Origin of the sequence: Actinokineospora inagensis DSM 44258, from assembly GCF_000482865.1 — a bacterium.
GTDB classification, from domain to species: Bacteria; Actinomycetota; Actinomycetes; order Mycobacteriales; family Pseudonocardiaceae; genus Actinokineospora; species Actinokineospora inagensis.
Genome location: NZ_AXWW01000018.1, coordinates 127,227 through 153,409, shown reverse-complemented (window position 1 = coordinate 153,409; position 26,183 = coordinate 127,227). Strand labels below are relative to the sequence as shown.

Annotated in this window: 26 protein-coding genes; 12 read left to right on the top strand and 14 right to left on the bottom strand. The window is 70.2% G+C overall.

Translation table 11 applies throughout. From position 1 onward, the window contains the following. Nucleotides 1-100 precede the first annotated feature (100 nt). The gene (locus tag H504_RS0108420; protein ID WP_026422421.1) at nucleotides 101-628 is read right to left on the bottom strand and encodes a GNAT family N-acetyltransferase; all 528 of its coding nucleotides are present in this window, start codon (nucleotides 626-628) and stop codon (nucleotides 101-103) included. A gap of 95 nt (nucleotides 629-723) precedes the next feature. On the opposite strand from H504_RS0108420, the gene H504_RS0108415 reads away from it, so the two are divergent. After that, nucleotides 724-1,227 (top strand): hypothetical protein, encoded by a 504-nt coding sequence (locus H504_RS0108415; protein ID WP_035303633.1) that lies wholly within the window; start codon nucleotides 724-726, stop codon nucleotides 1,225-1,227. A gap of 1,044 nt (nucleotides 1,228-2,271) precedes the next feature. Here H504_RS0108415 and phoH2 read toward each other — a convergent pair. Together phoH2 and H504_RS0108405 are read right to left on the bottom strand one after the other, a co-directional pair. Further along, nucleotides 2,272-3,645, bottom strand: a complete 1,374-nt coding sequence (gene phoH2, locus H504_RS0108410; protein ID WP_084467479.1) for an RNA 5'-3' helicase PhoH2 — start codon at nucleotides 3,643-3,645, stop codon at nucleotides 2,272-2,274. A gap of 489 nt (nucleotides 3,646-4,134) precedes the next feature. Next, nucleotides 4,135-4,911, bottom strand: a complete 777-nt coding sequence (locus tag H504_RS0108405; protein ID WP_026422418.1) for an isoprenyl transferase — start codon at nucleotides 4,909-4,911, stop codon at nucleotides 4,135-4,137. Between the two features lie 226 nt (nucleotides 4,912-5,137). Between H504_RS0108405 and trhA the strand changes: the two genes are divergently transcribed. After that, nucleotides 5,138-5,791, top strand: a complete 654-nt coding sequence (gene trhA, locus H504_RS0108400; RefSeq protein ID WP_026422417.1) for a PAQR family membrane homeostasis protein TrhA — start codon at nucleotides 5,138-5,140, stop codon at nucleotides 5,789-5,791. Here the strand turns inward: trhA and H504_RS0108395 are convergent, their stop codons facing one another. The 4 genes from H504_RS0108395 to H504_RS33945 form a co-directional block, all read right to left on the bottom strand. Further along, complete coding sequence (locus tag H504_RS0108395) at nucleotides 5,792-6,619, bottom strand: ABC transporter permease (protein ID WP_051385626.1); 828 nt, start codon at nucleotides 6,617-6,619, stop codon at nucleotides 5,792-5,794. Then, complete coding sequence (locus tag H504_RS0108390) at nucleotides 6,616-7,668, bottom strand: ABC transporter ATP-binding protein (protein WP_026422415.1); 1,053 nt, start codon at nucleotides 7,666-7,668, stop codon at nucleotides 6,616-6,618. The genes H504_RS0108395 and H504_RS0108390 overlap by 4 nt, the downstream gene beginning before the upstream one ends. Before the next feature lie 140 nt (nucleotides 7,669-7,808). After that, on the bottom strand, nucleotides 7,809-9,251 hold the full coding sequence (guaB1, locus tag H504_RS0108385; RefSeq protein ID WP_026422414.1) for a GMP reductase: 1,443 nt from the start codon (nucleotides 9,249-9,251) through the stop codon (nucleotides 7,809-7,811). 4 nt (nucleotides 9,252-9,255) lie between these two features. Further along, nucleotides 9,256-10,209: a hypothetical protein gene (locus tag H504_RS33945; RefSeq protein ID WP_051385625.1), complete on the bottom strand. Its 954-nt coding sequence runs from the start codon at nucleotides 10,207-10,209 to the stop codon at nucleotides 9,256-9,258. A 201-nt stretch (nucleotides 10,210-10,410) separates the two neighbouring features. On the opposite strand from H504_RS33945, the gene H504_RS0108370 reads away from it, so the two are divergent. Together H504_RS0108370 and H504_RS0108365 are read left to right on the top strand one after the other, a co-directional pair. Further along, nucleotides 10,411-10,977 (top strand): papain-like cysteine protease family protein, encoded by a 567-nt coding sequence (locus H504_RS0108370; RefSeq protein ID WP_026422413.1) that lies wholly within the window; start codon nucleotides 10,411-10,413, stop codon nucleotides 10,975-10,977. A gap of 5 nt (nucleotides 10,978-10,982) precedes the next feature. Next, the gene (locus tag H504_RS0108365) at nucleotides 10,983-11,762 is read left to right on the top strand and encodes a hypothetical protein (RefSeq protein ID WP_051385624.1); all 780 of its coding nucleotides are present in this window, start codon (nucleotides 10,983-10,985) and stop codon (nucleotides 11,760-11,762) included. Nucleotides 11,763-11,806: 44 nt separating this feature from the next. Here H504_RS0108365 and H504_RS0108360 read toward each other — a convergent pair whose 3' ends face one another. Next, a complete protein-coding gene (locus H504_RS0108360) occupies nucleotides 11,807-13,327 on the bottom strand; it encodes an ATP-dependent DNA ligase (RefSeq protein WP_084467478.1) in 1,521 nt (506 codons plus the stop codon). A 126-nt stretch (nucleotides 13,328-13,453) separates the two neighbouring features. On the opposite strand from H504_RS0108360, the gene H504_RS0108355 reads away from it, so the two are divergent. Continuing rightward, a complete protein-coding gene (locus H504_RS0108355; RefSeq protein WP_026422410.1) occupies nucleotides 13,454-13,636 on the top strand; it encodes a hypothetical protein in 183 nt (60 codons plus the stop codon). On the opposite strand, the gene pdxR is transcribed toward H504_RS0108355, so the two are convergent. Next, nucleotides 13,623-15,002 carry a MocR-like pyridoxine biosynthesis transcription factor PdxR gene (gene pdxR / locus H504_RS0108350; RefSeq protein ID WP_026422409.1) on the bottom strand — a complete coding sequence of 460 codons (1,380 nt, stop codon included), beginning with the start codon at nucleotides 15,000-15,002 and terminating at the stop codon, nucleotides 13,623-13,625. The genes H504_RS0108355 and pdxR overlap by 14 nt on opposite strands. A 781-nt stretch (nucleotides 15,003-15,783) precedes the next feature. Here pdxR and H504_RS39590 point away from each other — a divergent pair. Beyond that, on the top strand, nucleotides 15,784-16,713 hold the full coding sequence (locus H504_RS39590) for a DMT family transporter (RefSeq protein ID WP_157440280.1): 930 nt from the start codon (nucleotides 15,784-15,786) through the stop codon (nucleotides 16,711-16,713). On the opposite strand, the gene H504_RS0108340 is transcribed toward H504_RS39590, so the two are convergent. Then, on the bottom strand, nucleotides 16,625-18,010 hold the full coding sequence (locus H504_RS0108340; protein ID WP_026422408.1) for a class II fumarate hydratase: 1,386 nt from the start codon (nucleotides 18,008-18,010) through the stop codon (nucleotides 16,625-16,627). The two genes, H504_RS39590 and H504_RS0108340, sit on opposite strands and share 89 nt — an antisense overlap. Nucleotides 18,011-18,118: 108 nt before the next feature. Between H504_RS0108340 and H504_RS0108335 the strand changes: the two genes are divergently transcribed. Continuing rightward, complete coding sequence (locus tag H504_RS0108335) at nucleotides 18,119-19,096, top strand: NAD(P)/FAD-dependent oxidoreductase (RefSeq protein ID WP_026422407.1); 978 nt, start codon at nucleotides 18,119-18,121, stop codon at nucleotides 19,094-19,096. A 55-nt stretch (nucleotides 19,097-19,151) separates the two neighbouring features. Here the strand turns inward: H504_RS0108335 and H504_RS0108330 are convergent, their stop codons facing one another. Beyond that, the gene (locus H504_RS0108330) at nucleotides 19,152-19,799 is read right to left on the bottom strand and encodes a L,D-transpeptidase (protein ID WP_026422406.1); all 648 of its coding nucleotides are present in this window, start codon (nucleotides 19,797-19,799) and stop codon (nucleotides 19,152-19,154) included. Nucleotides 19,800-19,913: 114 nt separating this feature from the next. Next, nucleotides 19,914-20,969, bottom strand: coding sequence for a class II fructose-bisphosphatase (gene glpX, locus H504_RS0108325; protein ID WP_026422405.1), 1,056 nt, complete (start codon nucleotides 20,967-20,969; stop codon nucleotides 19,914-19,916). Between the two features lie 131 nt (nucleotides 20,970-21,100). On the opposite strand from glpX, the gene H504_RS33940 reads away from it, so the two are divergent. Further along, nucleotides 21,101-21,637 carry a DUF4245 family protein gene (locus H504_RS33940; protein ID WP_051385623.1) on the top strand — a complete coding sequence of 179 codons (537 nt, stop codon included), beginning with the start codon at nucleotides 21,101-21,103 and terminating at the stop codon, nucleotides 21,635-21,637. A gap of 15 nt (nucleotides 21,638-21,652) precedes the next feature. Here H504_RS33940 and H504_RS33935 read toward each other — a convergent pair whose 3' ends face one another. Beyond that, on the bottom strand, nucleotides 21,653-22,609 hold the full coding sequence (locus tag H504_RS33935; RefSeq protein ID WP_035303630.1) for a 4-hydroxy-3-methylbut-2-enyl diphosphate reductase: 957 nt from the start codon (nucleotides 22,607-22,609) through the stop codon (nucleotides 21,653-21,655). A 102-nt stretch (nucleotides 22,610-22,711) separates the two neighbouring features. Here H504_RS33935 and H504_RS33930 point away from each other — a divergent pair, with 102 nt between their 5' ends. From H504_RS33930 to H504_RS0108295, 4 genes are read left to right on the top strand one after another with little or no spacing between them, the layout of a single operon-like run. Then, entirely contained in the window at nucleotides 22,712-23,260 is a 549-nt protein-coding gene (locus tag H504_RS33930; protein ID WP_051385622.1) for a lipid droplet-associated protein, read from the top strand. Beyond that, nucleotides 23,257-24,501 carry an exodeoxyribonuclease VII large subunit gene (gene xseA, locus H504_RS0108305; protein WP_026422404.1) on the top strand — a complete coding sequence of 415 codons (1,245 nt, stop codon included), beginning with the start codon at nucleotides 23,257-23,259 and terminating at the stop codon, nucleotides 24,499-24,501. The genes H504_RS33930 and xseA overlap by 4 nt, the downstream gene beginning before the upstream one ends. Before the next feature lie 8 nt (nucleotides 24,502-24,509). Then, nucleotides 24,510-24,893, top strand: a complete 384-nt coding sequence (locus H504_RS0108300; protein ID WP_026422403.1) for a hypothetical protein — start codon at nucleotides 24,510-24,512, stop codon at nucleotides 24,891-24,893. Next, nucleotides 24,890-25,096, top strand: coding sequence for an exodeoxyribonuclease VII small subunit (locus H504_RS0108295; RefSeq protein WP_026422402.1), 207 nt, complete (start codon nucleotides 24,890-24,892; stop codon nucleotides 25,094-25,096). Before H504_RS0108300 ends, H504_RS0108295 begins: the two co-directional genes overlap by 4 nt. Before the next feature lie 302 nt (nucleotides 25,097-25,398). Here H504_RS0108295 and H504_RS33925 read toward each other — a convergent pair whose 3' ends face one another. Continuing rightward, complete coding sequence (locus H504_RS33925; RefSeq protein ID WP_051385621.1) at nucleotides 25,399-26,001, bottom strand: DUF6542 domain-containing protein; 603 nt, start codon at nucleotides 25,999-26,001, stop codon at nucleotides 25,399-25,401. Nucleotides 26,002-26,183 lie beyond the last annotated feature (182 nt).

Sequence of the window (26,183 nt, the reverse complement as noted above, 5' to 3'; positions counted from 1 at the left end):
GGGGGGCGACCCCGGTGCCAGTCTACCGCTAACGAGGGGCGAGTGGGCAGAGGCGACCTCTCCTGTGGATAAGTCCGGACAGTGGGGACCGAAATGGGGATCAGCCGGAGAACTCGTGGTGGAGCAGGCTCATCATGATCATGTCGTGCCACTGGTCGTCGCGGCGGAAGGAGTCGCGGCGGCGGCCTTCCTCGGTGAAGCCCGCTTTGCGGTAGAGGTGGCGGGCGGGTTCGTTCTCGGCGACGACCTCGAGTTGGATGGCGTGCAGGCGCATGTCGTGGAAGCCCCAGCGGCAGAGCAGGCGGAGGGCCTCGGTGGCGTAGCCCTTGTTCCACGTGTCGGGGTCGCCCAGGTAGAGGTCGAGTTCGGCGCGGCCGGTCTCGGGTCGCGCGTCGCGCAGGCCGATGAAGCCGACGTGCCGGGTGTCGGCGACGGTCTCGATGGCGAAGCGGCAGTTCTCGTACGTGTTGGGTTTCGGGTCGGCGAGGCGGCGGCGCAGGGTGGCCAGCGACTCGGGGTAAGAGGTCACCATCCAGCGCATGGCGTGCGGGTCGTTGTGCCAGCGCCAGAACGCGTCGGCGTCTTCGGGTTCGATCGCGCGCAGGCGCACCAGGTCACCGTTCAGCATGCCGCCCACCATGGCGCGTCCCGTGTCCTCGACGCCACCGCAATACAGGCGTAGCGTGGGTAGCGATGTAATCATGTAATCAAGGAGTGTTTCGCATGTCCGACGACATCGCCGCTTGGTTCTCCGGCCGCCTGCCCGACGAGTGGTTCACCGCCACCCCCGACATCACCGTCGACCGCGAGGAGATCCTCATCGTCGGCACCCTCCCCGCCCTCACCGACGAGTACGCCGACGACGCCGCCCGCGCCGCCGCCGAGTCCGGCCGCATCTCCCGCTGGCGCGAGTCCACCCGCGACGACCGCATCGAGATCGCCCGCCAAGCCGAACACCGCTACCGCCGCAAGGTCGCCTGGGGCGCGCGGCAGGGCGGCACGACGGAGCTGTTCACCACGCTGTCCATCCCGGTCATGACCCGCCTGCGCCAACCGGAACGCCTCATCCTCGACACCCTGGTCGACGCCGGTGTCGCCCGTTCCCGCTCCGACGCCCTCGCCTGGACCGTCCGCCTGGTCGGCAAACACGCCGAAACCTGGCTCGCCGACCTCCGCCAGGCGATGAGCAAGGTGGAGGACCTGCGCAGCCAGGGTCCCGACCTCTGAGCCGACCGTTTCACCACATCGGATGACGGCGGAACGCCCCCAACCCGTTCCGCCCCAACCCTTCCACCGGCGATTCTCCGCCAAACCGGCACAAGAGCCCCCAATACACAGCCTGCCGGCAGACACCGACAGCGAACCCGATCAACAATGCCGGGCGTGAGCCCGGTCTGTGATCAGGTTGTCTCGCCCTTCCCGGCGGAGTCCGACTCGGCCTTCCCAGCCTGGTCCGGCTCGGCGGCACCGACGCAGCCCCCGCTTGCCCGTTCCAGAACTCGATCACTGTCGCGACGGCGGTTGTTCGGCTCACCGCACCGACGCTGACCCGCTTGGCCGCCCGTTCCGAGAGTTGACCACCGTCGCGAGGGCGGTTGTCCGGCTCGCCGCACCGATGCCGAGCCCGCTTGGCCGTCCGTTCCGGAAGTCGACCGCCGTCGCAACGGCAGTTGTCCTGCTCGGCTGAACCGGGTCCGACCCGGTTCAGCCGAGCAGGGAGTCGATCACGGTCGGGCTGGCAGTTGTCCACAATGGCCTGAGTTACCCACAGACTGCTGTTGTGGGCTCTTGACAAGTCGTCGTTCGCGCTACCGTCAGGAATGGGCCCCCGAACCCCGGGTGGGTGGGCCCTGTCTGGACCGCGACGGGGCGTGAGTCAATCGCTGGGTCGGGTGGACTGCTCGGACTCGGGTGGGCCGCTCGAACTTGGGGTGGCTGCTCGGACTTGGGGTGGCTGCTCGGACTTGGGGTGGCTGCTCGGACTTGGGTGGGCTGCTCGGACTTGGGTGGGCCGCTCGGATTCGGGCGGACTGCTCGGACTTGGGCGGGCCGCTTGAATTGGGTGGACCACGCGGCTTGGGGACTGCGACGTTGGGGATCGCAGGTCTTGGTTGGACCGCCGGCCGGCTGGACCCACAGGTGCAGAGGCCGTCCGGCCAAGCGAGGGGTCAGCCAAGCCAAGCCGGCCAGGCGAAGCCAGTCAAGCGAAAGCAGTAGAGCCCAGCCCCGAGGGCGGCGACCGCATCAACCGGTCGCCGCCCTCGGGGTGCTTCACGCGTTGTGGTCCTCCAGCATCTCCGTCACCAGCGCGGCGATCGGGGACCGTTCCGACCGGGTCAGTGTGACGTGGGCGAACAGCGGGTGGCCCTTGAGTTTCTCGATCACCGCCGCCACCCCGTCGTGGCGGCCGACGCGGAGGTTGTCGCGTTGGGCGACGTCGTGGGTGAGGACGACGCGGGAGCCGGAGCCGAGGCGGGACAGGACGGTCAGCAGGACGTTGCGTTCCAGTGACTGGGCTTCGTCGACGATGACGAAGGTGTCGTGCAGGGAGCGGCCGCGGATGTGGGTCAGCGGGAGGACCTCGAGCATGCCGCGGTCGAGGATCTCGTCGATGACCGGTTTGCCGACCAGGGCGCCGAGGGTGTCGAACACGGCTTGCGCCCAGGGTTGCATCTTTTCGCTCTCGGAGCCCGGCAGGTAGCCGAGGTCCTGCCCGCCGACGGCGTACATGGGGCGGAACACGACGACCCGCTTGTGCAGGCCGCGTTCCATCACGGCCTCCAGGCCCGCGCACAGCGCCAGCGCCGACTTGCCGGTGCCCGCGCGGCCGCCCAGCGACACGATGCCGATGTCTGGGTCGAGCAGCAGGTCGAGGGCGATGCGTTGTTCGGCGGAGCGGCCGTGCAGGCCGAACGCCTCGCGGTCGCCGCGCACGACGCGGACCTGCTTGTCCGCGGTGACCCGGCCGAGGGCGTTGCTGGACCCGGCCAATAACCGCAGCCCGGTGTTCGTCGGCAGTTCGGCCGCGTCGGGCACGCCGAACTCGGCGAGGTCGGCGGTGCCGGACTCGAACAGGGCGTCGACGGCCTCGCGGGGGACGTCCAGGTCGGCCATGCCGGTCCAGCCGGACGGGGCGACCTCGCCCGCGCGGTACTCGTCGGCGTCCAGGCCGACCGCGCCCGCCTTGACCCGCAGCGGGATGTCCTTGGTGACCAGGGTGACGGCGTGGCCCTCGGCGGCAAGGTTGAGGGCGCAGGCGAGGATGCGGGAGTCGTTGTTCTCGGTGCGGAACCCGGCGGGCAGCACCGACGGGTCGGTGTGGTTCAGTTCGACGTGCAGGGTCCCGTCGCCAACGGGGGCGGGCTTGTCGAGGCGGCCGTGCCGCGACCGCAGGTCGTCGAGCAGCCGGAGCGTCTCCCGGGCGAACCAGCCCAGTTCGGGGTGGTGTCGCTTGCCCTCCAACTCGCTGATGACCACCAGCGGGATGACCACCGCGTGCTCGGCGAACCGGGTCAACGCCCACGGGTCGGACAGCAGCACGGAGGTGTCGAGGACGTAGGTTCGCCTGGCTGGGTCGGCCTCCTGGGAGGTCTCCTGGCTTGAGGAAAGGCCTGCGGTGCGCCTGGAATTACGCGAAGCGGTCACGGCAACTCCCTTGCGGACGCGGCTCCCGCGCCCGCTCCTCGGTGGGCCGGGCAACCGGCCCTGGCTGGGGTGGCTGAGGGCTGACGCCGTTGGTCTACCGGCGTCCACCTCGCTCCCCAACGGGGCCGGGCGCCGGCCCCCTCGCGATCGTCACGCTCACGACCAGGGCCTCCCGGGTCGGGCCGCAGTGGACACGGTCCGACACTTCGAAAGCTACCTGCGCCCACCGACAATCTGCCAGGCTGCCACCCAGGTGATTTTCCATTTCGTCATCACCGTGACATCGCGGCGCCACGCGACCGCGCAGCGTTATCGACCGGCCCCCGCGCCGCTAGCACAACCCGTGACCGGTGGCAGCGTCCGAACGTGTCGACACGCCCACCTTCGCCGGTAGGGGTGAGCACCCCTAGCAGGCATGACGCAGCGTGTCCGCCCGATCGCGGGATCACCGGACGGGCGCAAAACGCGGTCGCGCCGCGTTAGCACCCGCTACGAACCGAATCGCCGGTGACGTATTCCGTACGCCCGGAGTGCGCGCAGGAAATCGGTGCGCCGGAAATCCGGCCAGTAGGCCTCGCAGAAGTGGAATTCCGAGTGCGCGGACTGCCAGAGCAGGAACCCGGACAGCCGCTGCTCGCCGGAGGTCCGGATCACCAGGTCCGGGTCGGGCTGCCCGGAGGTGTACAGGTGCTCGGCGATGTGGTCGACCGTGAGCACCTCGGCCAGCTCCTCGATGCTGGTGCCCGCCTCGGCGTGCTGCTGCAGCAGCTTGCGCACCGCGTCCGCGATCTCCAGGCGGCCGCCGTAGCCGACCGCGATGTTGACCTCCATGCCCTCCCGACCCGCCGCCCGCGCCGCGGCGGCCTGCAGCCGGGTCGCGGTCGGCTCGGGCAGGATGTCCAGCGCGCCGATGATCCGCAGCCGCCACGGGGCGCCCGGCTCGGCGAGCTCGTCGACCACGTCGCCGATGATCTCCAGCAGCGGGGTGAGTTCCGCCGGGTCCCGGTTGAGGTTGTCGGTGGACAGCAGCCACAGGGTCACCACCTCGACCCCGGTCTCCTCGCACCAGCCCAGCAGGTCGGCGATCCGCCGCGCGCCGACCCGGTGCCCGTCGTTGACGTCGGTGAACCCGGCCTCCCGCGCCCACCGCCGGTTGCCGTCCAGCATCACCCCGACGTGCCGGGGGGTGCGCCCGCCCGCCTGCTGGACGAGCCGCTTCTCGTAGATCCCGTACACGATGTCGGCCACGCGCCGCCGCACACTCACGGCCAACGAGAGTACGCCGAGTGGCCGTGTCCGGGGGCACACCGGGGACATGCGGTGGACCTCGGGTGATCCGCTATGGGTCTGGTGGACGACCAGGTCCGGGCGGTCCGGCGCTGTTGTGCGGATCTGGTGAAGATCCGGTGGCCGGCGGGCGGTTGTGCGCCGGACCACAGACCTCGGGCGGGTGAACCTACGGTCCCGTAACCTCGGTGCGGTGACGGCAGCGATGGAGACCGTGCCGCGGGCCGGTGCCAAGCCGCGGCTGCGCGGCGTCATCCACAAGTGGTCGTTCTTCGCCTCGATCGCCACGGGTGCGGCGCTCGTCGTGCTGGCGGCGACCAGGTCGGGGACGGCGGCGTTGTCCACCGCGGTGTACTCGGCGACGGTGCTTGGCCTGTTCGGGGTCAGCGCGCTCTACCACCGGCGGTGGTGGGTCACCGAGCGCGCCCGCACCACCATGAAGCGGCTCGACCACTCGATGATCTTCCTGTTCATCGCGGGCACGTACACGCCGTTCAGCCTGCTCGCCATGGACAAGCCCACCGGGTACGTCGTGCTCGCGGTCGTGTGGGGTGGAGCCGTCCTCGGTGTGGGCCTCAAGTTGCTGTGGCCGCACGCGCCAAGATGGCTGGGCACTCCCATCTACATCGCGTTGGGGTGGGTGGCCATCTTCGTGCTACCGCAGCTCTTGTCCCACGCGGGTGTGGCCGCCCTGGTGCTCTTGTTGACGGGCGGCCTGTTCTACACCGTCGGCGCCGTCTTCTACGCGACGAAGTGGCCGAACCCGTGGGCCGCTTTCGGACACCACGAGTTCTTCCACGCCGCCACCGTGCTCGCCGCCGTGTGCCACTACATCGCGATCTGGTTGGCCATCTACTAGCTAGTCGAGGGCGCGGCGCAGGAAGCCCCGGATGCCGAGGGTCCCGAAGAGAGCGCAGGACCCGAACAGCACCACCAGGCACACCCACGTCGCGATGTGCGGGACCTCCGGCACCAACTCGCCGCGCATGGCCTCGCTGACGTAGGTGAGCGGGTTGATCGCGCAGACGACCTGGAACCAGCGCAGGTGGGTCAGCCCGGACCAGGGGAACTGGGTGGAGCCGGTGAACATGATGGGCATCAGGATCACCGCGAACAGGATGTTGATCTGCCGCGGCTGCACTGAGGTGCCGATGGTCATCCCGATCGCCGCGCCGACCAGCGACCCCAGCGCCACGATCAGCAGCACCGGCAGCCAGGCCGACGCGGGCCAGCTCACGTGGTCGAGGATGAGGAACCCGATCGGCACCATCACCAGCGCCGCTACCACCCCGCGCAGCGCGCCGAACAGCATCTTCTCCACCGCGACCCAGGCGATCGGGATGGGCGCGAGCAGCCGGTCCTCGATCTCCCTGGTCCAGGAGAAGTCCAGGATGAGCGGCATGGTGGTGTTCTGCAGCGCGCCGAGGAACCCGTTCAGCGCGACGATGCCGGGCAGCAGGATCGCCGCGTAGTTGCCGCCGACGTAGCCGAGGCTGGTCAGCACCTTGCCGAAGATGAACAGCGTGAAGAACGGCTGCACGATGACCTGGGCGAGGAACGGCAGCAGGTCGCGGCCGGTGACGAAGACGTCCCGCCAGAGCACCGAGCCGAACGTGCGCAGCGGCGAGTTCGCCCGTGCCGAATCGACGGGGCTAACGGAGTCGTTGGTCGTGGTCGCGGCGGTCATCGGAGCTCCCGGCCGGTCAGGTGGATGAAGACGTCTTCCAGGCTGGGTGTGCCGATCGACAGGTCGGACACCGCGCACGAGGCTTCCGCGAGCACGCCCAACACGGCCGGTAGCACTACCGCGGCCTCTTGCCCCGTGTAGAGGCGGAACTGTCCGGTTGTGGACGCCGCGGACGCCTCGGCGGCTTTCGCGGCGATGGCGGCAAGAGCCTGCGGTGGCAGGTTCGCCGGTAGTCCTGCCGGGACCGAGGAGCCACTGGAGATGCGCTCGACCCGCTCCACGCCCTCGATACCGCCGAGCGCCTTCTCCACGACCTCGGCCGTGGTGCCTTCGAGGCTCACCGTCACGCTCACGGTGGTACTACCGGGCAGGTTGCGGGTAAGAGCCGACGGAGTGTCCAGCGCGAGCAGCTTGCCGTGGTCGACGATGCCCACCCGGTCGCACAACTTCGCGGCCTCTTCCATGTCGTGCGTCGTCAGCACGACGGTGACGCCCTCGGCGCGCAGGTCCCGCACCCGGTCGTGCACGAACAGCCGCGCCTGCGGGTCCAACCCGGTCGACGGCTCGTCCAGGAACATCACCTTCGGCTGGTGCATCAGCGCGCGGGCGATCATCACCCGCTGCGCCTGGCCGCCGGAGACCATCTCGATCCGGTCCTTGGCCTTCTCGGTGAGCCCCATCCGGTCCAGGATCTCGTCCGCCCGCGCGTTGCGCTCCGACCGCGACACCCCGTGGTAGGCCGCGTGGAACAGCAGGTTCTGCCGGATGTTGAGCGACCGGTCCAGGTTGTTGCGCTGCGGCACCACGGCGAGCAGTTGCCGGGCCCGCCGCGCGTCCTTGAGCACATCCACCCCGTGCACCAGCGCGGCGCCGGACGTCGGCACCACCCGCGTGGTGAGCACCCCCACCGTGGTCGTCTTCCCCGCGCCGTTCGGGCCGAGCAGACCGAACACCTCGCCGGGTTCGACCGCGAAGCTCAGACCGTCCACCGCGGGCTTCGGATTCTTCTTGTACAGCTTGACAAGGTCGCTGACCTCGACTGCTTTCACAGCGCAACCATAGGGGACCGGTCAACCGAATTGCGACCTGTTCGCTGTCAACGCAATCGCGGTGAACCAGCCGCGGCGATGCGAACGGCGATGCGGACGGCGAAACGGACATAGCGCGCGTCGGTCATTCGCGGACCCGGTCACCAGCCTGCCGGGAGTGGCCTGCCCTCGGCGAACCCGGCGGCCGACTGGACACCGACGACCGCGCGTTCGTGGAATTCGGTCAGGTTCCGCGCACCCGCGTACGTGCAGGCCGAGCGGACCCCGGAGCAGATCGAGTCCAGCAGGTCCTCGACCCCGGGCGCGCGTGGGTCCAACCGCATCCGCGACGACGAGATCCCCTCTTCGAACAACGCTTTGCGGGCCCGGTCGAATCCGTTGTCCGCGCGCGTCCGCGCGGTCACGGCGCGTTTGGACGCCATGCCGAACGACTCCTTGTACGGCCGCCCTTGTTCGTCCCGCAGCAAATCGCCGGGCGACTCGTACGTGCCCGCGAACCACGACCCGACCATCACCGACGCCGCGCCCGCGGCCAATGCCAACGCGACATCACGCGGGTGCCGGACGCCGCCGTCGGCCCAGATGTGCTTGCCCATTTCCCGCGCGGCGGCGGCGCATTCCCGGACCGCGGAGAACTGCGGCCTGCCGACGCCGGTCATCATCCGGGTCGTGCACATCGCGCCCGGTCCGACCCCGACCTTGACCACGTCCGCGCCCGCCTCGACCAGGTCGCGCACGCCGTCCGCCGTCACCACGTTCCCGGCGACGACCGGGACGGTCGGGTTCAGCGCCCGCACGGCCTTCAGGGCCGAGATCATCTTCTCCTGGTGGCCGTGCGCGGTGTCCACGACCAGCGTGTCCACCCCGTGCGCCAACACCGCGGCCGCCTTGGCCGCCACGTCGCCGTTGACCCCCACGGCGGCGGCGACGCGAAGCCGCCCAAGGGAATCCACCGCGGGCTGGTAGATGTCCGCGCGCAGCGCGCCGACCTTCGTCAGCACCCCGGCCAGCCGCCCCGACCGGTCCACCGCGAGCGCGACCGGCGTGCCCTGCAGTGCCTCGAACACCGTCCGTGGCGAACTGTCCACCGGAAGCGTGACGATGGCCGGGTCCGCGACCTCCCCGACCCGGGTGAACCGGTCGACCCCGGCGCAGCTCGACTCGCTCACCACCCCCACCGGTCGACCGTCGCCGTCCACCACCACGACCGCGCCATGGGCCCGCTTGGGCAGCAGGTTCAGCGCGTCGGCCACCGAGTCCGCGGCGGTGAGCACCAGCGGGGTGTCCCACACGACGTGCCGGGACTTCACCCAGGCCACGATCTCACCGACCACCGTCGGGTCGACGTCCTGCGGCAGCACGACCAGGCCACCGCGCCGGGCGACCGTCTCGGCCATCCGGCGGCCCGCGACGGCGGTCATGTTGGCCACCACGATCGGGATCGTCGCGCCGGTGCCGTCCCCGGTCGCCAGGTCGACGTCGAACCGGCTGGCCACCGCGGAGCGGCCCGGCACCAGGAAGACATCGTCGTAGGTCAGGTCGTGGGTCGGTTCACCCGTGGAGCCGCTGTGGTGGAAGCGCACACCGTCACGGTACGGGGTTTCCCGCCATCGGCACGTGGTTCTCGGGCCATTCCAACGCGATTCCGGCAATCCCGCGGTCGACCCCGGGGTAGTAGGCGCTCACCACGTACCCCCGGTCGCAGTAGAGGTCCGCCGAGATCGATGGCGGCCGCAGGTCGTTGGTCCGCACCTCTTGCACACACCGCTCCGGCAAGTCGTCCGGGGGGAGTTCCAGTTGCAGTAAGAAGGGGCCGCTGGGTTCGCGGAAGATGCGGAAATACCCCGGGCACTCCAGGCCGGTCTGGTCGTCTACCGAGTAAGACAGCACTACCGTCTCGGTTTCGGCCAACCGCCGGTCGAACATGAGCTCGAACGCGACGCAAATCCCCTTACGCCGCACCCGACCCAGGCGGCATCCATCTCCTGCGGCGACTCTTACCCGCTCGATGTCGCAGCCCGTTTCACCGTGGTACACCGCTACATACCGATCAATACCGGACTCGCGCGCCACACTGACCAACCGCGTGACGATGCGCCCTTGAGTCCTGTCCGCGGTAATGCTCACTCGCTCGTGAGTCATCTGCAGTTCCAACCCCGCGTTGCACCCCTCGGGGTCCACTCCCAACTCCGCCAACAACTCCCGTGTCGTCGGACCGGCAACCACCAACTCCGCGAACGACGCCGATGGCTTGCGGTTGCGGTTACCGCGTTGTCTTGGCCCTATCAGCACCACCAACGAATCGGCCGGTAGGCCTAAGACGTTCTCCAACCCGCGCACCGCTGTCAGGGCGTGCGGCATGTCCGGGTGGCGCAATCCCCGTTGCCAGTAGCTGAGCGTCGACTCGGCCACGGTCACGTCGATCCGCGACAGGTGCGCCCGCAACCGGGCCAGCGACAGGCCCCGGTGCTCGATGGCGGTGCGCAGCGCCACGTGGAACGGGCCGCGGCGGAGGGCGTCGGCGAGCGCGTCAGCGGTCACGGCGGCTCCTCGCGGATGACTCCAACGGTGTTCCTGTTCGGGTGAACGTCGGTGAATGTTCACACTAGCCACGGTCTACCGGCGGGTAAAGGTGCGGCGGCGCGCCGGAACACTCCGCACACCCTTGCCCGGCCCTTGTCGCCCGAAACGCGGTGATCGCACCCTTTCGCAGCACTCCAACCCTGCGTTGAAGGAGGCTCCATGACCCGGCACGCGACCAGATCGGCGCTGGCGGCCACCCTCGTGGCCGTCCTCGCCTGGCTGGTTGGCCACACCCCGGCCCAGGCCCAGCCTGGGTCCACCTTCGCCATGCAGTCCCAGCAGCAGACCAACTGGTGCTGGGCGGCGTCCGGCGCGTCCATCGCGGCGTGGCACGGCTCCAGCGTCACGCAGAACACGTTCTGCGCGTTGGCGAAGAACCGCAGCACCAGCTCCCAGTGCCCCAACGACCAAGCGGACCTGTCCCAGGTCCAGAACGCGTTCTACCGCCTCGGTTTCAGCTACCCGGGTTCCTACGTCTACAACACGATCAGCTACGCGTCGATCAAGTCCCAGCTCGACGCGAACCAGCCGGTCGAGACCCGGATCGGCTGGAAGTCCGGCGGCGGCCACATGCACGTCCTCTACGGCTACGACTCGACCAAGAGCTGGGTCTACTGGGGCGACCCGTGGCCCGACAACTACCGCTACAACTGGGCTACATACACCTACTACGTCAACAACTCCAGCTTCGCGTGGACGCACACGCTGACCGGGATCAAGAGGTGAGCGCGATGCGGAAGACGCTGGTCACGTTAGCCATCGCCATTGTCATCGCCGTGACGGGCGTGTTCGGGTTCGCGGGCTACGCGGGTGCCGACACCGTTCCGGTCGACGGAGCCGTCTCGACCGCCGACACGGCCGCCGCCCAAGCCGTCGCGGCAACCCCGGACGTCTCGGCCACCGTCGGCAAGTTCCTCGGCGCGGCCGGGTTCGCCTCGACCGGACCGGCCCAGGTCGGCGGCTCGTCGGTCCCGGTCTACGAGCTGACCGGGGACTTCGTCGCCGGAAAGTCCACAAAGGTCGGTCGGCTCGCCTACGTCGCGGTCCCGGCCGCCTGCGCGGGCGGCGCCAAGGCATCGGTGTGGACCGTCCGCGACGGCGCCGGACACTGGTCGGTGGCCAACATCGCCGCCGGTGACCTGGAGTTCCGGCACGCGGCCGAGGTCGGCGCGGGCGCGGTCCTGCTCCAGGAGCCGCAGACCAACTCCTGGTACGCGCTGACCGGGAACTCGGTGCGGTCGCTGGCCACCGGCCGGACCGTCACCGTCGCCCAGTACCAGCGCGACGTCGCCGCCCGCTACGGCGACAAGCTGCCCGGCTCGGCCTACGACCGGCAGGGCGTCGCGGGCGGTTTCGCCACCCCGGGCACCGGCGGGGTCGACCCGTCCGGAACGGGCGCGACCGGGGTCCCCGGTACGGCCTGGCCGGTGTTCGGGATCCTGGTGGTCGGCATCGCCGCGGTGGCCACGGGGGCCGTGCTGGCCGCCCGCCCTGCCGCGCGGCGGCGCTGACCCCGGTGGCGGCGGCCCGGTCTTGAGGAGGACCCGGGCCGCCGTCACCCCGGTCGGAGACCCCGGACAGCGTCGATCGTGTCGGCGTCGTCCGGGGTCTTGTCCGGTCGGTAGCGGACCACCCGGGCGAACCGGAGCGCCACCCCGCCCGGGTACCGGGGGCTGGTCTGCACCCCGTCCACGGCGATCTCCACCACCAGCTCCGGTCGCAAGTAGACAGTCCAGTGGTCCCGGTGCGATTCGTGCCGGGGGAACTCCGCGGTCTGCCAGCGCAGCAGCTCGTCGGTCAGGCCCTTGAACGTCTTGCCGACCATCACCGGTGGGCCGCCGTCCGGGTCGCGGGCACCCAGGTGCAGGTTCGACAGGAACCCGGTGCGGCGACCGTGACCCCACTCGGCGCCGAGCACGACGAGGTCGATCGTGTGCACCGGTTTGACCTTCTGCCACGCCTTGCCGCGCCTACCCGCCTGGTAGGTCGAGTCGAGGTCCTTGACCATGACACCCTCGTGCCCATCGGCAAGGGCTTGCGCGGCGAGATCCTCGGCCTGGTCCTCGGTCGGCTCGATGATGCCGGGGATGACGTGCTCACCGACCGCTCGCTTAAGAGCCTCCGCTCTTGTGCGCAGCGGTAGGTCAATCAGGTCCTCTCCGTCGAGGTGCAGGCAGTCGAAGAAGTACGGACGCAGTAAGAGGGCTTTCACCTGTTCCTCGACCGTGCTGCCGAACCGGCTCATCGTCTCTTGGAACGGACGGGGCCTACCGTCGTCGGTCAGCGCCAGCGTCTCACCGTCGAGCACGACGTTGTCACATGGCAGCCCGCGCACCAGTTCGACCAGCTCGGGCACGCTCCCGGTGATCTCCCGCAGCGTCCGGGTGTAGACGGTGACCCGGTCCGGGGACTTGTGGACCTGGATGCGCGCGCCGTCCAGCTTGTACTCGACCACGCACGGCGTCAGGTGCGCCAACGCGTCACCCAGCGCGGCGCCGGGGGAGGCCAGCATCGGGCGGACCGGGCGGTGCAACTCCAGCCCGATCCCGGCGAGCGCCCCGGCCCCGCCGGTGAGCGCCGCGGTGGCCGTCGCGGGCAGCCTGCCGGACAGCATGAACGCCCGCCGGACCTCCGCGATCGGCACCGCGCCTGCCTTGGCGACCGCGTCCAGCATCACCCCTTCGAGCGCACCCTGTCGCAACTCACCGGTGAGCAGGGCGACGAGGAAACGTTGTTCGGGCTCGGTCGCGGCGGAGAAGAGTCCGGCGAGGAGGTCTTGGCGGGCGGCCGTGGAGCCCTTCCCGGAGGTCGCGGCGAGCGCGGTGAGGGCGGCGTCGACCTGGCCGACGGTGAGAGTCGGCCGGTCGGCCGGTGGCTGGTCCAGACTGAACAGGGTCCGCCAGCCCGCGCCGACCCTGCCCTGCACCGCGGCGCCGGTGAGGAACCCGACGACCGGTCCGACCTCGGCGGGCGCGGCGCGGCGGAGCACCGTGGCGAGGGTGTCGACTTTGGCCAGCCGCGACCGGGTGCTCCCGACCTCGGCGGAGGCCGCGACGACATCGGACAGGGTCAGCATGGGGTCATCGTGCCCGGTGGGTCCGACATTCGCCGGTTTCCGAGAAAGATCGGGCCACCGGTGAACCCGGTCCGGGGCCGCGCGTCTTGGTGGGTGAGCCCCTCACACCTTGTGGAGCCCTCCTTGATGCGTGTAGTCCTCACCGCACTCGTCGGTGTCTCGGTCGTGCTGGTCGCCGGGTGCGCCGACCCGACACCGACCACAGCGGAGCACCAGGTCGGCCGGGTCGCGATCCCGGTGGCCCCGCCGGTCCAACACGCCACCGAGCGGGTCGCCGCCCCGGCGGTCTGGTTGGTCAGGGCCCGCTGACCGCCGCGATCTCGTCGACCGCCGCTTTGAGCCGGTCAACCGAGAGCGACGCGTAGCCCACAACGAGCCCGGGGAACGGGCTGGTGGACATCGCGTACCCCGACAACGCGGGCGCGTTGATCCCCCTGCGCGCCAGTTCCAGTTGGAGAGCCTGGTCGTCTGTCCCTTCGGGCAACCTGAGCACGAGGTGCAATCCCGCCGCCACCCCGTGCGGTTGCCATCCGGGCAGGGCTTCGTCGACCGCGGCGAGCAGAGCGTCTCGCCGTTTCCGGTAGAGCTGTCGGCTACGCCTGAGGTGCCTGTCGTACCCGCCGGTCTTGAGCAGGTGCGCCAACGCGGCCTGCGGCATCGGCGAACACCCCAAGTCGGACAGTCGCTTGTGCTCGACGACCCTGTCCCGGAGGGCAGCCGGTACGACCATCCACCCCAACCGGATCGCCGGCGCCAAGACCTTGCTGACGCTACCGAGGTACACCACCCTGTCGCGGTCGAGCACCTGAGTAGTACCAACCGCAGGCCGGTCGTACCGGTGCTCCGCGTCGTAGTCGTCTTCCAGCACGTACCCGTCGCGTTCCTGGGCCCAACTCACCAACGCCCGCCGCCGCTGCGGACTGAGAACAACCCCCAGCGGAAACTGGTGCGCCGAGGTGACCAGTACGGCCCGACACCCTGTGCGCGGCAACAGGTCGACCCGCATCCCGTCTTCGTCCACCGGCACCGGTATCGGCCGCAACCCGTGCGCGCTCAACGCCTCTACCGCCCCGGGATGTGTCGGATCCTCCACCGCGATGGTCCGGTGCCCGTCGCTCTTGAGTACCTGAGCCATCAAGGTCTGACTCTCCGCGACCCCGTGGGTGACCACCACATCAGCCGCTTCCACCGCTCTTACACGCCCGAGATAAGACGCCAACTCGGTCCGCAACGCCGGTAACCCCGCCGGGTCCGGATACCCCAGGTCGTCATCGGACAACGCCGCCAACCCGGCTTTCGTCGCCGCCTGCCACTCCGCCCGCGGGAACGCGCTCAACGCCGGCACACCCGGCCGCAAGTCGAATCGCCACCGCCGCCGCACCTCAACCCGCGGCACCTCCGGCCGAGCCCGACTCGGCACCGCCGCCACCGTTGTTCCCGACCCGTGCTTGGCCCGCAGGTACCCCTCCGCCACCAACTGCGCGTACACCGCACTCACCGTCCCCCGCGAAACCCCCAACTGCACCGCGAGATCCCGAGTCGACGGCAGCCTCGTCCCCTGCGGCAACCGCCCCTCCCGAATCGCCGCCCGAACCGCCCCCTCCAACGCCCGCCCGCGCTGCCCCCGCCCCACCTCAGCCATCCCCGGCACCAACAACTCGCGGAAGCTGGACATACCGCCAGCCTACGTCCCCACCCCACCCGGCCATCCACACACCTGACGGTTGTCCACAGCCGCGCCCGCTCCCGGTTCTCCGCTGCTCCACGGCGGTAGACTGGGCTCGGGGTCGCCCCCCGGAGAGGGTGGGGGCCGGGGTTGGACCTTGCGGCCGGGGCGAGCTGCGGTCAATCGCTGGATCGGATGAATTCGGCTAGACGAGGCGGGCTCGGTGAGCCAACACCCCCGCAACTTGTCCACATCCCCTCCGGTGTTCCACAGCCCACCTCGCCCCACCCCGTCGATCACGGCAAGCCGGTAGACTGGGACCGGGGACGCCCCCCGGAGAGGGTGGGGGCCGGGTTGGATTTTGCGCGGGCTGGGTGGGGTGTCAATAGCTGGATCGGGTGGGGCGTTGGCGGGCGGGTTGTTGGTGCTGGGTGGGGAGAGCGGGCTCGGTGGCCCTGCGACGTGTTGCGAGAACCCAGCCGTGTTCATCTGGTGGGGTCGGTTCTCCCGGTACTGGAGAGGCGTCTAATCGCTGCTGTGGGAGTGGATGCGGAACCCAGCCCGTGCGGATTGGCTGGACGCGAGCATGCGGATCCCGAGGCCGCCGACTCGGGCGCGATTGCCGGATTGGCGACCACGGGTCCGTCGGGCAGGAACCGCCAAAGGGGCATTGGGCAGTGTGCGCCCTGCTCTGAATGACGGCGGAGCCTGAACCGGGCCAAAGTGGTCCACTACGCAGTCGTGAGAGTGGTACTGGTGAATGGGCCACCTGGTCAAGCAAGCTGACCGCATGGTTCCCCGCTACCGCCTGGCTGTCGGGGCGGGCTTGTCGGCCTCGATCATGGTCGGCGGCTCCGTTCCCCTTTCCGGCATGCTTGTGCACTACCCCCTCTTCACCGCCCAAGCCGCTCGCTATGGGGCCGGTGCGATCTTCTTGGTGGTGTGGGCGTTCGCCAGAAGGGTGCCCGTCAACAAGCCGAAGTCGAGGGATCTACCGGCGCTCTTGGCCATTGTCACCACCGGCATGCTCGGCTTCAACGCGGTGATGATTGGCGCCCAGAGGTACGCCGAGCCTGGGCTGGTGGCGGCTGTGCTCGGAGGTAGCCCTCTCGTGCTCGCCGCTCTGGGACCCCTCACAGCAGGCAAGCACCCGGCCGTAAGAACTTTGCTGGGTGCTGCGGTCGTTGTCGCTGGGGTGGTGGTGTTGTCGGGTGGGGGTAGTTGGCACGGGCCGGGGCTGGCTCTCGCCGTTCTGACCATGTTGTGCGAGGCCAGTTTCACCCTCTTCGCCGTTGGTGTCATCAAGCGTCTTGGTGGGTTGTCCGTCGCAATCTGGTGCCACGTAATAGCTGCCGTGGCAGGTGGCATCATCGCCGCTGCCATAGAGCCCTGGCGAGCACCGACGTCCAAGGAGTTGACGGCGCTATGTGCCGTGGCGGTGCTGACAGTGGTGGCGTTCGTTGTCTGGTATCAGGCCGTGGGCGTCCTAGGCGCGGACAGGGCTGGCGTGTTGATCGGTGTGATGCCGGGGGCGGGCTTGGCCGTGTCGATAGCGCTCGGCGTTCAAGGGCTCACCGTGCAGGCCATCGCCGGTGTCGCGTTGGTCGGCGCCGGTTGTGTGATCGGGTTGCTCAACCGCGAGTCATCCGGAGGACGTCGAGTGCTTCGTCCAGTTGTTCCTCCGTCAGTGTCCCCGCCGCCACGTGACCCCGTGCGATGACGACGTCGCGGATGGTGCGGCGCTCGCGCAGGGACTGCTTGGCGATGGACGCGGCCTCTTCGTACCCGAGGTACTTGTTCAGCGGGGTCACGATCGACGGGGAGCTCTCGGCGTATTCGCGCAGCCGCTCGACGTCCGGTGTCATGCCCGCGATCACCTTCGACGCCAGCAGGCGGGCGACGGCGGCCAGCAGCCGGGCGGACTCCAGGATGTTGCGGGCGATCACCGGCAGCATCACGTTGAGCTGGAAGTTGCCCTGGCTGCCCGCGAACGCCACCGCCGCGTCGTTGCCGATGACCTGGGCGACCACCATCATCGTCGCCTCGGGGATGACCGGGTTCACCTTGCCGGGCATGATCGACGAGCCGGGTTGCAGGTCGGGCAGGGCGAGTTCGGCGAGGCCGGTGCGCGGGCCGGAACCCAGCCACCGGAGGTCGTTCGCGACTTTGAACAGGGACACGGCGACCGCGCGTAGCTGACCGGAAGCCTCTACCACGGAGTCCTGGGTCGCCTGCGCCTCGAAGTGGTTGCGGGCCTCCGTCACCGGTAGCCCTGTCACGGATGCCAACTCCGCCGACACCGCCGCGCCGAACCCGTCAGGTGCGTTCAAACCGGTCCCGACAGCCGTACCGCCGATGGGTAGCTCTCCCAACCGCGACAGCACCGACCGCAACCGCTCCACGCCGTACCTGACCTGCGCCGCCCACGCGCCTGCCTCCTGGCCGAGGGTGACCGGGACCGCGTCCATCAGGTGCGTCCGCCCCGACTTGACCACCGAGCCCCACTCGGCCGCGCGCGCCTCGATCGCGCCCGCCAGCTCCTCCAACGCCGGGATGACGTCGGTGACCAGGGCTTCCGTCGCCGCCAGGTGCAGCGTGGTGGGGAACGTGTCGTTGGACGACTGCGACGCGTTGACGTGGTCGTTGGGGTGCACGTCCCGACCCAGCGCGCGCGTCGCCAGGGTCGCGATGACCTCGTTGGCGTTCATGTTCGACGACGTGCCGGAGCCGGTCTGGAACACGTCGATCGGGAAGTGGTCGTCGTGCGCGCCCTCGGCGACCTCGCGGGCCGCGGCGGCGATCGCGTCGGCCAGGTCCCGCGGCAGCACGCCGAGTTGACCGTTGACGGTGGCGGCGGCAGCTTTGAGCAGCCCCAGCGCGCGGATCTGGGCGCGTTCCAGGCCCCGCCCGGAGATCGGGAAGTTCGCCACCGCCCGCTGGGTCTGCGCGCGCCACAGCGCCTCGACCGGGACCCGGACCTCACCCATCGTGTCGTGCTCGACGCGGTACTCAGCCATACCGCCCAGTCTCGTCCCGTTGGCAGACCTGGGCATGGTCAGCTTCCCCACAATAGGGTGACCGCAGACCCGACCCGTCCCACCACCCGTGCGGAAGCAGGTACCCCGATGACCGCTCCCACCGAAGTCGACCTGATCATCATCGGCGCGGGCCCGACCGGCCTGTTCGCCTCCTACTACGCGGGTTTCCGGGAGTTGACCACCGCCGTCGTGGACTCCCTGCCCGAGCCGGGCGGTCAGATCACCGCCATGTACCCGGAGAAGCAGATCTTCGACGTCGCCGGGTTCCCGGCGGTGCGCGGCCGGGACCTGGTCGCCGCGCTGGTCGAACAGGCCGACCAGTGGAAGCCGACCTACCTGCTCGGCCGCCGGGCGCTTGCACTGTCCGAAGTGGACGGACGGTTCCGGGTCGAGCTGGACGGCGGGGCCGTGGTCGACGCGGGCGCCGTGCTGATCACCGCCGGGATCGGCGAGTTCACGCCGCGTCCGCTGCCCGCAGGCGACGGCTGGCTGGGGCGCGGGGTGGTGCACTTCGTGCCCGCCCTCGACGTGCACCGCGGCCAGGACGTGGTCATCGTCGGCGGCGGCGACTCGGCGTTCGACTGGGCACTGGCGCTGCACCCGATCGCCACCTCCGTCACCCTGGTCCACCGCCGCTCGAGGTTCCGCGCGATGCCCGCCACCGTCCGCCAGGTTGAGGCTCTTGGCGTCCGCATCATCACCGATGCGCAGGTAACCGACCTCCGTGGCGACAACGATGGCCTCAAGGAGGTAGAGCTGTCGGTGAGCGGCGAGACGGTAGTGCTACCGGCGCAGGCTGTCGTCGCCGCGCTCGGTTTCACCGCCGACCTTGGCCCCATCGACTCGTGGGGCCTGGAGATCGACCACCGCTCCATCACGGTCGACTCGACGATGCGCACCGCGCGCGAGCGGGTCTACGCGGCCGGTGACGTGGCGTCTTACCCCGGCAAGGTCAAGCTCATCGCGACCGGCTTCGGCGAGGCCGCCACGGCGGTGAACAACATCGCGGTCGCCCTCAACCCCGAGGCACACCTCTTCCCGGGGCATTCCAGTTCTGCCGAGTAAATAAGAGAACGCGGCAGGGGAACCAGTTCTCCTGCCGCGTTCTGGTAAGCGCTGGTTACTGCACGACCTGCACCGTGCCGCCCACGGACAGGCTGTTGAAGTACACCTTCGCCGCCGCGGCCGACAGGTGGATGCAGCCGTGGCTCTGCACGCTCAGGCTGCCCTGGTGGAACGCGATGCCGCTGTTGAAGAACACCGAGTACGGCATCGGGGCGTCGTTGAACTCGTGGCTCTTGTGGTCGATGTCCTTCCACTGCACGTGGAAGGTTCCGGGCGGGGTGAGGTGCCCGGGGCGGCCGCTGGTGATCGGGACAGGCCCGTAGACGACCTTGCCGTCCTTGAGCAGCCACGTCTTCTTAGCCGACAGGTCCACGCACGCGTCCACCGTTGCCGCGCACGGAACACCGGGCACCGCTGCCGGGGGCGCCGTAGTGGTAGTGGTCGTCGGCTTGGGCTTCGGCTTCGTGGTGGTCGTGGTCGGCGCCGTCGTCTTCGAAGTCGTCGTCGTAGTGGGGGCGACCGTGGTCGTGGTCGTCGTCGGTTCGACAGTCGTGGTGGTGGTGGTCGTCAACGAGGTCGTGGTGGTCGTGGCGGACGTCGTGCTCACCGCGGCGGGCGTCGCGGCCTGGCCCGTGCCACAGGCGGCCGCGAGTAACGCCCCAGCCGTGACCACGGTCGCCGCGATCAGCCGGTTGACCTGCATCTTCGCTCCTCGACTACCCCAGCAGGCGTCCCGGTGGACGCCTCGTCGAGAACTACGACGCGCACCCGGGGCATCGGTTGTCCACCGCGACCGATCCGTTACCCACAGGAGCGGCTACGGCAGCGGCGGGATGGGGTCCTCGCCCACCGCGGGCCGGTCGAAGTCCACCGACGAATACTCGCGCAGCTTGGTCAGCCGGTGGAACCCATCGATCATCCGGACCGTGCCGGACTTGGACCGCATCACGATCGACTGGGTGGTGCAGCCACCCGACCGGTAGTGCACGCCGCGCAGCAGGTCACCGTCGGTGACACCAGTCGCGCAGAAGAACACGTTGTCGCCGCGCACCAGGTCGTCGGTCAACAGGACTCGGTCCAGGTCGTGGCCAGCGTCGAGCGCCCTGGCCCGCTCCGCGTCGTCCTTGGGCCACAGCTTGCCCTGGATGGCGCCGCCCATGCACTTGAGCGCGCACGCGGCGATGATGCCCTCGGGGGTGCCGCCGATGCCCAGCAGCAGGTCGACACCGGTGTTCGGCCGGGCGGCGGAGATCGCGCCCGCCACGTCGCCGTCCGAGATGAAGTGGATCCGGGCGCCCGCCTCGCGGACCTCCTTGACCAGGCTCTCGTGCCGCGGTCGGTCCAGGATGCAGACCGTCACGTCGGACACGTCGGTGCTCTTGGCGCGCGCCACCCGGCGGATGTTCTCCGCCACCGGAGCGGTGATGTCAACCACGTCGGCCGCCTCCGGCCCCACCGCCAGCTTCTCCATGTAGAAGACCGCGGACGGGTCGAACATCGCACCGCGCTCGGCCACCGCGAGGACCGCGATCGCGTTCGGCATGCCCTTGGACATCAGCGTGGTCCCGTCGATCGGGTCCACCGCGACGTCGCAGTCCGGGCCGTCGCCGTTGCCGACCTCCTCGCCGTTGTAGAGCATCGGCGCCTCGTCCTTCTCACCCTCGCCGATGACCACCACGCCGCGCATCGACACGGTGCCGACCAGCTTGCGCATCGCGTCGACGGCGGCCTGGTCACCGCCGTTCTTGTCGCCCCGGCCGACCCAGCGCCCCGCGGCCATCGCCGCCGCCTCGGTCACCCGCACCAGCTCCAGGGCGAGGTTGCGGTCGGGGGCCTCCCGGCGACTGGCGGTGGACGGGCTCGGAGTGCTCATACTGCCTCCCGGATTCGGCGGGCGGGCTGCCGCTGTGCAGACCAATCCGCATCCTCCCAGACCAGGGTGTGTACCTGCGTGGGCCGGAGCCGTGCCGCTCGTCACGGCGGGCCGCCTGCGAGTATGTGGCCATGGCCGGGAACCGCCTCCTCCACGGGCCGCGCGACATGCTGCTGTCGCTGCTGGCCCTGCTGATCATCATCGGGCTGCCGCTGTGGCTCACCCGCGCCTGCACGTTCAGCCCTGGTGCCCCGCAGGCGGACCCCGCCGCCGCGCCGCGCGTGGACGTCTCCGCGAACCTCTCGCAGGCGCAGTTGCCGTTCAAGGTCCGCGTACCGGTCGTTCCCGCGCAGTGGCACGGCAACTCCACGAGCGTCGGCAAGGTCGAGCCGGACGACAAAGTCATCCGCGCCGGGTGGCTCACCCCGGACAGGTACATCCAGTTGAGCCAGTCCAACGCGGACATACCGGAGCTGGTGACATCCGAGACCGGTGCCATGTCGCTGGCGCGCGGCACCGAGGACGTCAACGGGACACAGTGGACGGTGTTCCCGGGGCGACGCGACGAGCTCGCCTGGGTCGCCGACGTCAACGGCGTTCGGTTGCTGATTACCGGTACCGGCGACGCGAACGAGTTCCGCGCTCTTGCCGCCGCGTCGACCTCTTAGAACCTCGCCGACCTCTTAGGACTTCTTGAGTTCCTTGCGCAGTTCGGGGGGCAGCGCGAACGCGATCCGCTCGTCGGCGGTGGTGACCTCGTCGACATCGCCGTAACCGCGCTCGGCCAGCCACGCCAACAGGTCCATCACCAGGTTGTCCGGCACGGACGCGCCACTGGTCACCCCGACCGTGCCCACCCCGGCCAGCCACTCCTCCTGGACCTCGTGCGCGAAGTCGACCAGGTGCGACGCCCGCGCCCCGGCCAGCAGCGCGACCTCGACCAGCCGCTTGGAGTTGGACGAGTTCTGCGAGCCCACCACCAGCACCAGGTCGCACGACGGCGCCATCGCCTTCACCGCGACCTGGCGGTTCTGCGTGGCGTAGCAGATGTCGTCGCTCGGCGGATTCTGCAGGTCCGGGAACCGCTGGCGCAGTTGGTCGACCCGCTCCATCGTCTCGTCCACCGACAGCGTCGTCTGCGAGAGCCAGATCACCTTCGACGGGTCGCGGACGACGACCTTGTCCACGTCCTCCGCCTTGTCCACCAGTTGCACGTGCTCCGGCGCCTCACCGGCGGTGCCCTCGACCTCCTCGTGGCCCTCGTGGCCGATCAGGAGGATGTCGTAATCCTCCTTGGCGAACCGCTTGGCCTCGAAGTGCACCTTGGTCACCAGCGGGCACGTCGCGTCGATGGTGCGCAGGTTGCGCGCCGCGGCCTGCTCGTGCACCGCGGGTGACACCCCGTGCGCGGAGAACACCACCAGCGCGCCCTCGGGCACCTCGTCCGCCTCGTCGACGAACACCGCGCCGCGCTCCCGCAACGTCTCCACCACGTGCCGGTTGTGCACGATCTCCTTGCGCACGTAGACCGGCGGCCCGTAGGTCTCCAGGGCCTTCTCCACGGTGATCACCGCCCGGTCGACCCCGGCGCAGTAGCCGCGCGGCTTGGCCAGCAGGACGCGTTTGGTGGGGGCGCTCATGCCATCCAGGGTACGGGCGTCGCGCGGCGGGCCGGTGTCGTGGTGCCCGGTGTGCTCGGCCCCTCGCTGTGCAGAACCCGGGGACTCGGGCAGGCTAGAAGCATGAAGTCACTCCCGCTGCCGTTGCGGGTCGCCGCCGGGCTCGCCGCCACCGCGTTCGAGCAGGCCCGCGACCTGCCCACCCGGATCGCCGGGCTGCCGGTGACCGTGGCCAGCCAGGCGCTGCAGGTGTCCATGCGGGTGCAGCAGCACGTCACCGAGCTGGCCATCAAGGGGGACGAGGCGCTCGCGGCGCTGCGGCCGGTGCCGGACGAGCCGGAGTGGGCGACCTTCGACGAGGACATCGAGGGGGACTTGGCGCACCGGGTGCCCGATGAGGACTGTGTCGCGTTCGACCACGAGGACGCGGCCCCCGCCGGGCTGGCTGACTATTCGGAACTGTCGCTCGCGCAACTGCGATCCCGACTACGGGGATTCGACGCGGATGCGTTGGAGGAGTTGTTGGCGTTCGAACGCGCCAACGCCAACCGTCCCTCTTACATCGGCATGCTCACTCGCCGGTTGGCCACAGTTCGCGATTCGTCCGGTGACGCTGCCTCCGCGGACAAGTCCGCCGGCGACACCGACCCGACAGACCCCACCGACGCGTGACGGGACCGACCGCAGAGGAGCCGTGGCCGGTCCGCACGGTAGCCCGCAAGATCGCCGACTGGGTCAACCGGCTGGGCACGGTGTGGGTCGAAGGACAGCTCACCCAGATCTCCGCGCGCCCAGGCACCGGGACCGCCTTCCTCACCCTGCGCGACCCGGCCGCCGACGTGTCCATGACGGTCACCTGCTCCACCCAGATGTTGCGCGCCCACGAACCGCCGCTCTCGGACGGCACCCGCGTGATCGTCCACGCGAAACCGACGTTCTTCCTCAACCGCGGCACCCTCAGCCTGCGTGCCGACGAGATCCGCGCCGTCGGCGTCGGCGAGTTGCTCGCCCGCATCGAGCGGTTGCGCAGACTGCTCACCGCCGAGGGCCTGTTCGACCCGCGACGCAAGCGCAGGCCGCCGTTCCTGCCCAACACGGTCGGGTTGATCACCGGCCGCGCCTCCGCCGCCGAGCGTGACGTGCTCGCCAACGCGACCGCCCGCTGGCCCGCGGTCCGGTTCCGGGTGGAGAACGTGGCGGTGCAGGGCGCGCTGGCCGTGCCGCAGATCTTGGACGCGCTGCGCGTGCTCGACCGCGACCCGGACGTCGAGGTGATCGTCATCGCCCGCGGTGGCGGCAGCGTCGAGGACCTGCTGCCGTTCTCCGACGAGGCCCTGTGCCGGGCGGTCGCCGACTGCCGCACCCCGGTGGTCAGCGCCATCGGCCACGAACCGGACACCCCGCTGCTCGACCACGTCGCCGACCTGCGCTGCTCCACCCCCACCGACGCGGGCAAACGGGTCGTCCCGGACGTCGCCGAGGAGACCGCCCGGGTCCGGCAGATGCGCGACCGGGCCCGCCGCGCGCTGCACGGATGGGTGGATCGCGAGGTCAGGTTGCTCGCCCAACTCCGCAGCCGACCCGTGATCGCCGACCCGCTCACGCCGCTGCGCAGGCACGCGGAACAGGTGGATGCCCTGGTCGGGCGGGGTCGCCGGGCGCTGCTGGCCCGGCTGGACGCGGAAGCCGTCGCGCTGACCGCCACGCGTGCCCGCTTGACGACCTTGGGGCCAGCCGCCACTCTTTCCCGAGGGTACGCGGTCGTACAGCACACCGATGCCGACGGGACTCCCCGGGTTCTCCGCTCCGTCCAGGACGCCCCCGAGGGCACCGAGGTCCGCATCCGGCTCGCCGACGGCGCCCTGCACGCGGTCGTCACCGGCGACCGGGAGGCCACGGCCGAAGGGAGCTGAGCGGACCGATGCGACCCTGCCGCGAACCCACGTTCCTCCCGCTCACGCTGTCCACCGCGCACGCGGGCCGGAGCCCGGCCGCCCGAGTGGTCCAGGCCACCGCGCACCGCGCCGACTCGGCCGCCGCCGAGTGCTGGGCCGCGCTGCTCGCGGGCTGCGACGCCCCCGGCCGCCACCAACTGCCATCCCGCCTGCGCGAACTGTCCGACGCCACCGCCGCCTACGCGGGCCCGTGCCACACCGCCCGCATCGACCAGGCCCGCGCCCGCGTCGAGGAAGCCGCCGCCGAACGCGACGGCGAGGACTTCGCCGAGGCGTTCGTCGGCTACGACCAGGCGGTCGCCACCGCCATCGCCCGCGCCCACCCCCGACTGGAAAGCCCCACCCGGTGACCGAAACCCCAGGCTACGAACAGGCCCGCGACGAACTCGCCCAGGTTGTCGCCAAACTCGAGGCAGGCGGCCTCTCCCTGGAAGACTCCCTCACCCTCTGGGAACGCGGCGAATCCCTCGCCAAGATCTGCGACCGCCACCTGGCAGGCGCCCGCGAACGCGTCGAAACCGCCCTGGCGGCCGCGGAAGCGGAAGACCGGTAGCCCTTAGGGGCGCCGTCTGCCCGTTGCTCGCGCAGCCGTGCTCGGCCGGCACTGGCCGCACGCGGAACCGGAGTCCGCGCGCACCCCCGCCCTGCCGGGCGGGCGATTGTCCACAATGCGCTGAGCTGTCCACAGCCGACCCGCGCGGCTCTTGACAAGCCGTCGTTCTCGATAGGCTCAGGAATGGGCCCCCGGCCCCCGGGTGGGCGGGCTCGCGTCCGCAGGTGGGTGCGGTCGCGTCAATCGCTCGATCGAGGACGTAGGGGGCGTCGAGCGGTGGGTACGGCGGTTGTGCGCGGGGGCTAGTCGCGCGTGGTGGGACGGGGGCGGCGGGGGCGGGAGTCCGCGGCGGGCTCGCGGGTGGGGCGGGATTTGCTGGGGGCGCCTGCCGAGGCCCGCTCGCGTGCGGGGCGGGACGGGGGCCGGGTGCTGGTGTGCCGGTTGGGGTCGCGCTGGATGAACAGGCGGACGAGCCCGAGGGCGACCGTGATCGCGGTGGTGATGCCCATGGTGGGGAAGTTGCTGGTCAGCGGGATGCCGACGGTGAAGATGAGTTTGCGCAGGCCGCCAACCGCGGAGGCCGGGGCCAAGAGCAGGTTGGCGGCGACGGCGGTGACCGCGAAGATCAGCGGCGGTTGCACCATCGGGCCGAAGAGGTTGGCGCGGCGGACCAGGCAGATGGCGCCGATGCAGCCGATGATGAAGGCGGCCTGGTAGATCTTGCCGAGGGCGTCGTGCAGTTGCATGTCGATGACGGCCGCGGCGGCGGCGAGGCCGAGGGCGAGCAGCACGGCGCCCCACCACGGCAGCCCGCGCGACCTGCCGAGGATCGGGCGTTCGTCCCACGCGGGCGCGGCGTGGGAGACATCGTCAAGATCGCTTCGGCGATCGCGGGTTGCGGTCACACCGGTACACGGTAGTCCGTCTCGGGTACGCCGTGGCGGGCGTCGGCCGTGCGGCGTCCCCGGGTCACCCGTTGTTGTGATCACCCGGACCGATTTGCCGGGTATCCCGGCCCATTTATCGACTCTGCGTCTCACCTCGGATCACTCAAGGTAGCCGAATTCGCCTCGGCGGCCCTGTTCCG

Excerpts from the sequence above, each read along its gene's own strand:
- H504_RS0108420 (WP_026422421.1), bottom strand. The coding sequence starts at position 628 with ATGCTGAACGGTGACCTGGTGCGCCTGCGCGCGATCGAACCCGAAGAC.
- H504_RS0108415 (WP_035303633.1), top strand. The coding sequence starts at position 724 with ATGTCCGACGACATCGCCGCTTGGTTCTCCGGCCGCCTGCCCGACGAG.
- trhA (WP_026422417.1), top strand. The coding sequence starts at position 5,138 with ATGGAGACCGTGCCGCGGGCCGGTGCCAAGCCGCGGCTGCGCGGCGTC.
- H504_RS0108395 (WP_051385626.1), bottom strand. The coding sequence starts at position 6,619 with ATGACCGCCGCGACCACGACCAACGACTCCGTTAGCCCCGTCGATTCG.
- H504_RS0108370 (WP_026422413.1), top strand. The coding sequence starts at position 10,411 with ATGACCCGGCACGCGACCAGATCGGCGCTGGCGGCCACCCTCGTGGCC.
- H504_RS0108365 (WP_051385624.1), top strand. The coding sequence starts at position 10,983 with ATGCGGAAGACGCTGGTCACGTTAGCCATCGCCATTGTCATCGCCGTG.
- H504_RS0108360 (WP_084467478.1), bottom strand. The coding sequence starts at position 13,327 with ATGCTGACCCTGTCCGATGTCGTCGCGGCCTCCGCCGAGGTCGGGAGC.
- H504_RS0108355 (WP_026422410.1), top strand. The coding sequence starts at position 13,454 with ATGCGTGTAGTCCTCACCGCACTCGTCGGTGTCTCGGTCGTGCTGGTC.
- pdxR (WP_026422409.1), bottom strand. The coding sequence starts at position 15,002 with ATGTCCAGCTTCCGCGAGTTGTTGGTGCCGGGGATGGCTGAGGTGGGG.
- H504_RS39590 (WP_157440280.1), top strand. The coding sequence starts at position 15,784 with ATGGTTCCCCGCTACCGCCTGGCTGTCGGGGCGGGCTTGTCGGCCTCG.
- H504_RS0108340 (WP_026422408.1), bottom strand. The coding sequence starts at position 18,010 with ATGGCTGAGTACCGCGTCGAGCACGACACGATGGGTGAGGTCCGGGTC.
- H504_RS0108335 (WP_026422407.1), top strand. The coding sequence starts at position 18,119 with ATGACCGCTCCCACCGAAGTCGACCTGATCATCATCGGCGCGGGCCCG.
- H504_RS0108330 (WP_026422406.1), bottom strand. The coding sequence starts at position 19,799 with ATGCAGGTCAACCGGCTGATCGCGGCGACCGTGGTCACGGCTGGGGCG.
- glpX (WP_026422405.1), bottom strand. The coding sequence starts at position 20,969 with ATGAGCACTCCGAGCCCGTCCACCGCCAGTCGCCGGGAGGCCCCCGAC.
- H504_RS33940 (WP_051385623.1), top strand. The coding sequence starts at position 21,101 with ATGGCCGGGAACCGCCTCCTCCACGGGCCGCGCGACATGCTGCTGTCG.
- H504_RS33935 (WP_035303630.1), bottom strand. The coding sequence starts at position 22,609 with ATGAGCGCCCCCACCAAACGCGTCCTGCTGGCCAAGCCGCGCGGCTAC.
- H504_RS33930 (WP_051385622.1), top strand. The coding sequence starts at position 22,712 with ATGAAGTCACTCCCGCTGCCGTTGCGGGTCGCCGCCGGGCTCGCCGCC.
- H504_RS0108300 (WP_026422403.1), top strand. The coding sequence starts at position 24,510 with ATGCGACCCTGCCGCGAACCCACGTTCCTCCCGCTCACGCTGTCCACC.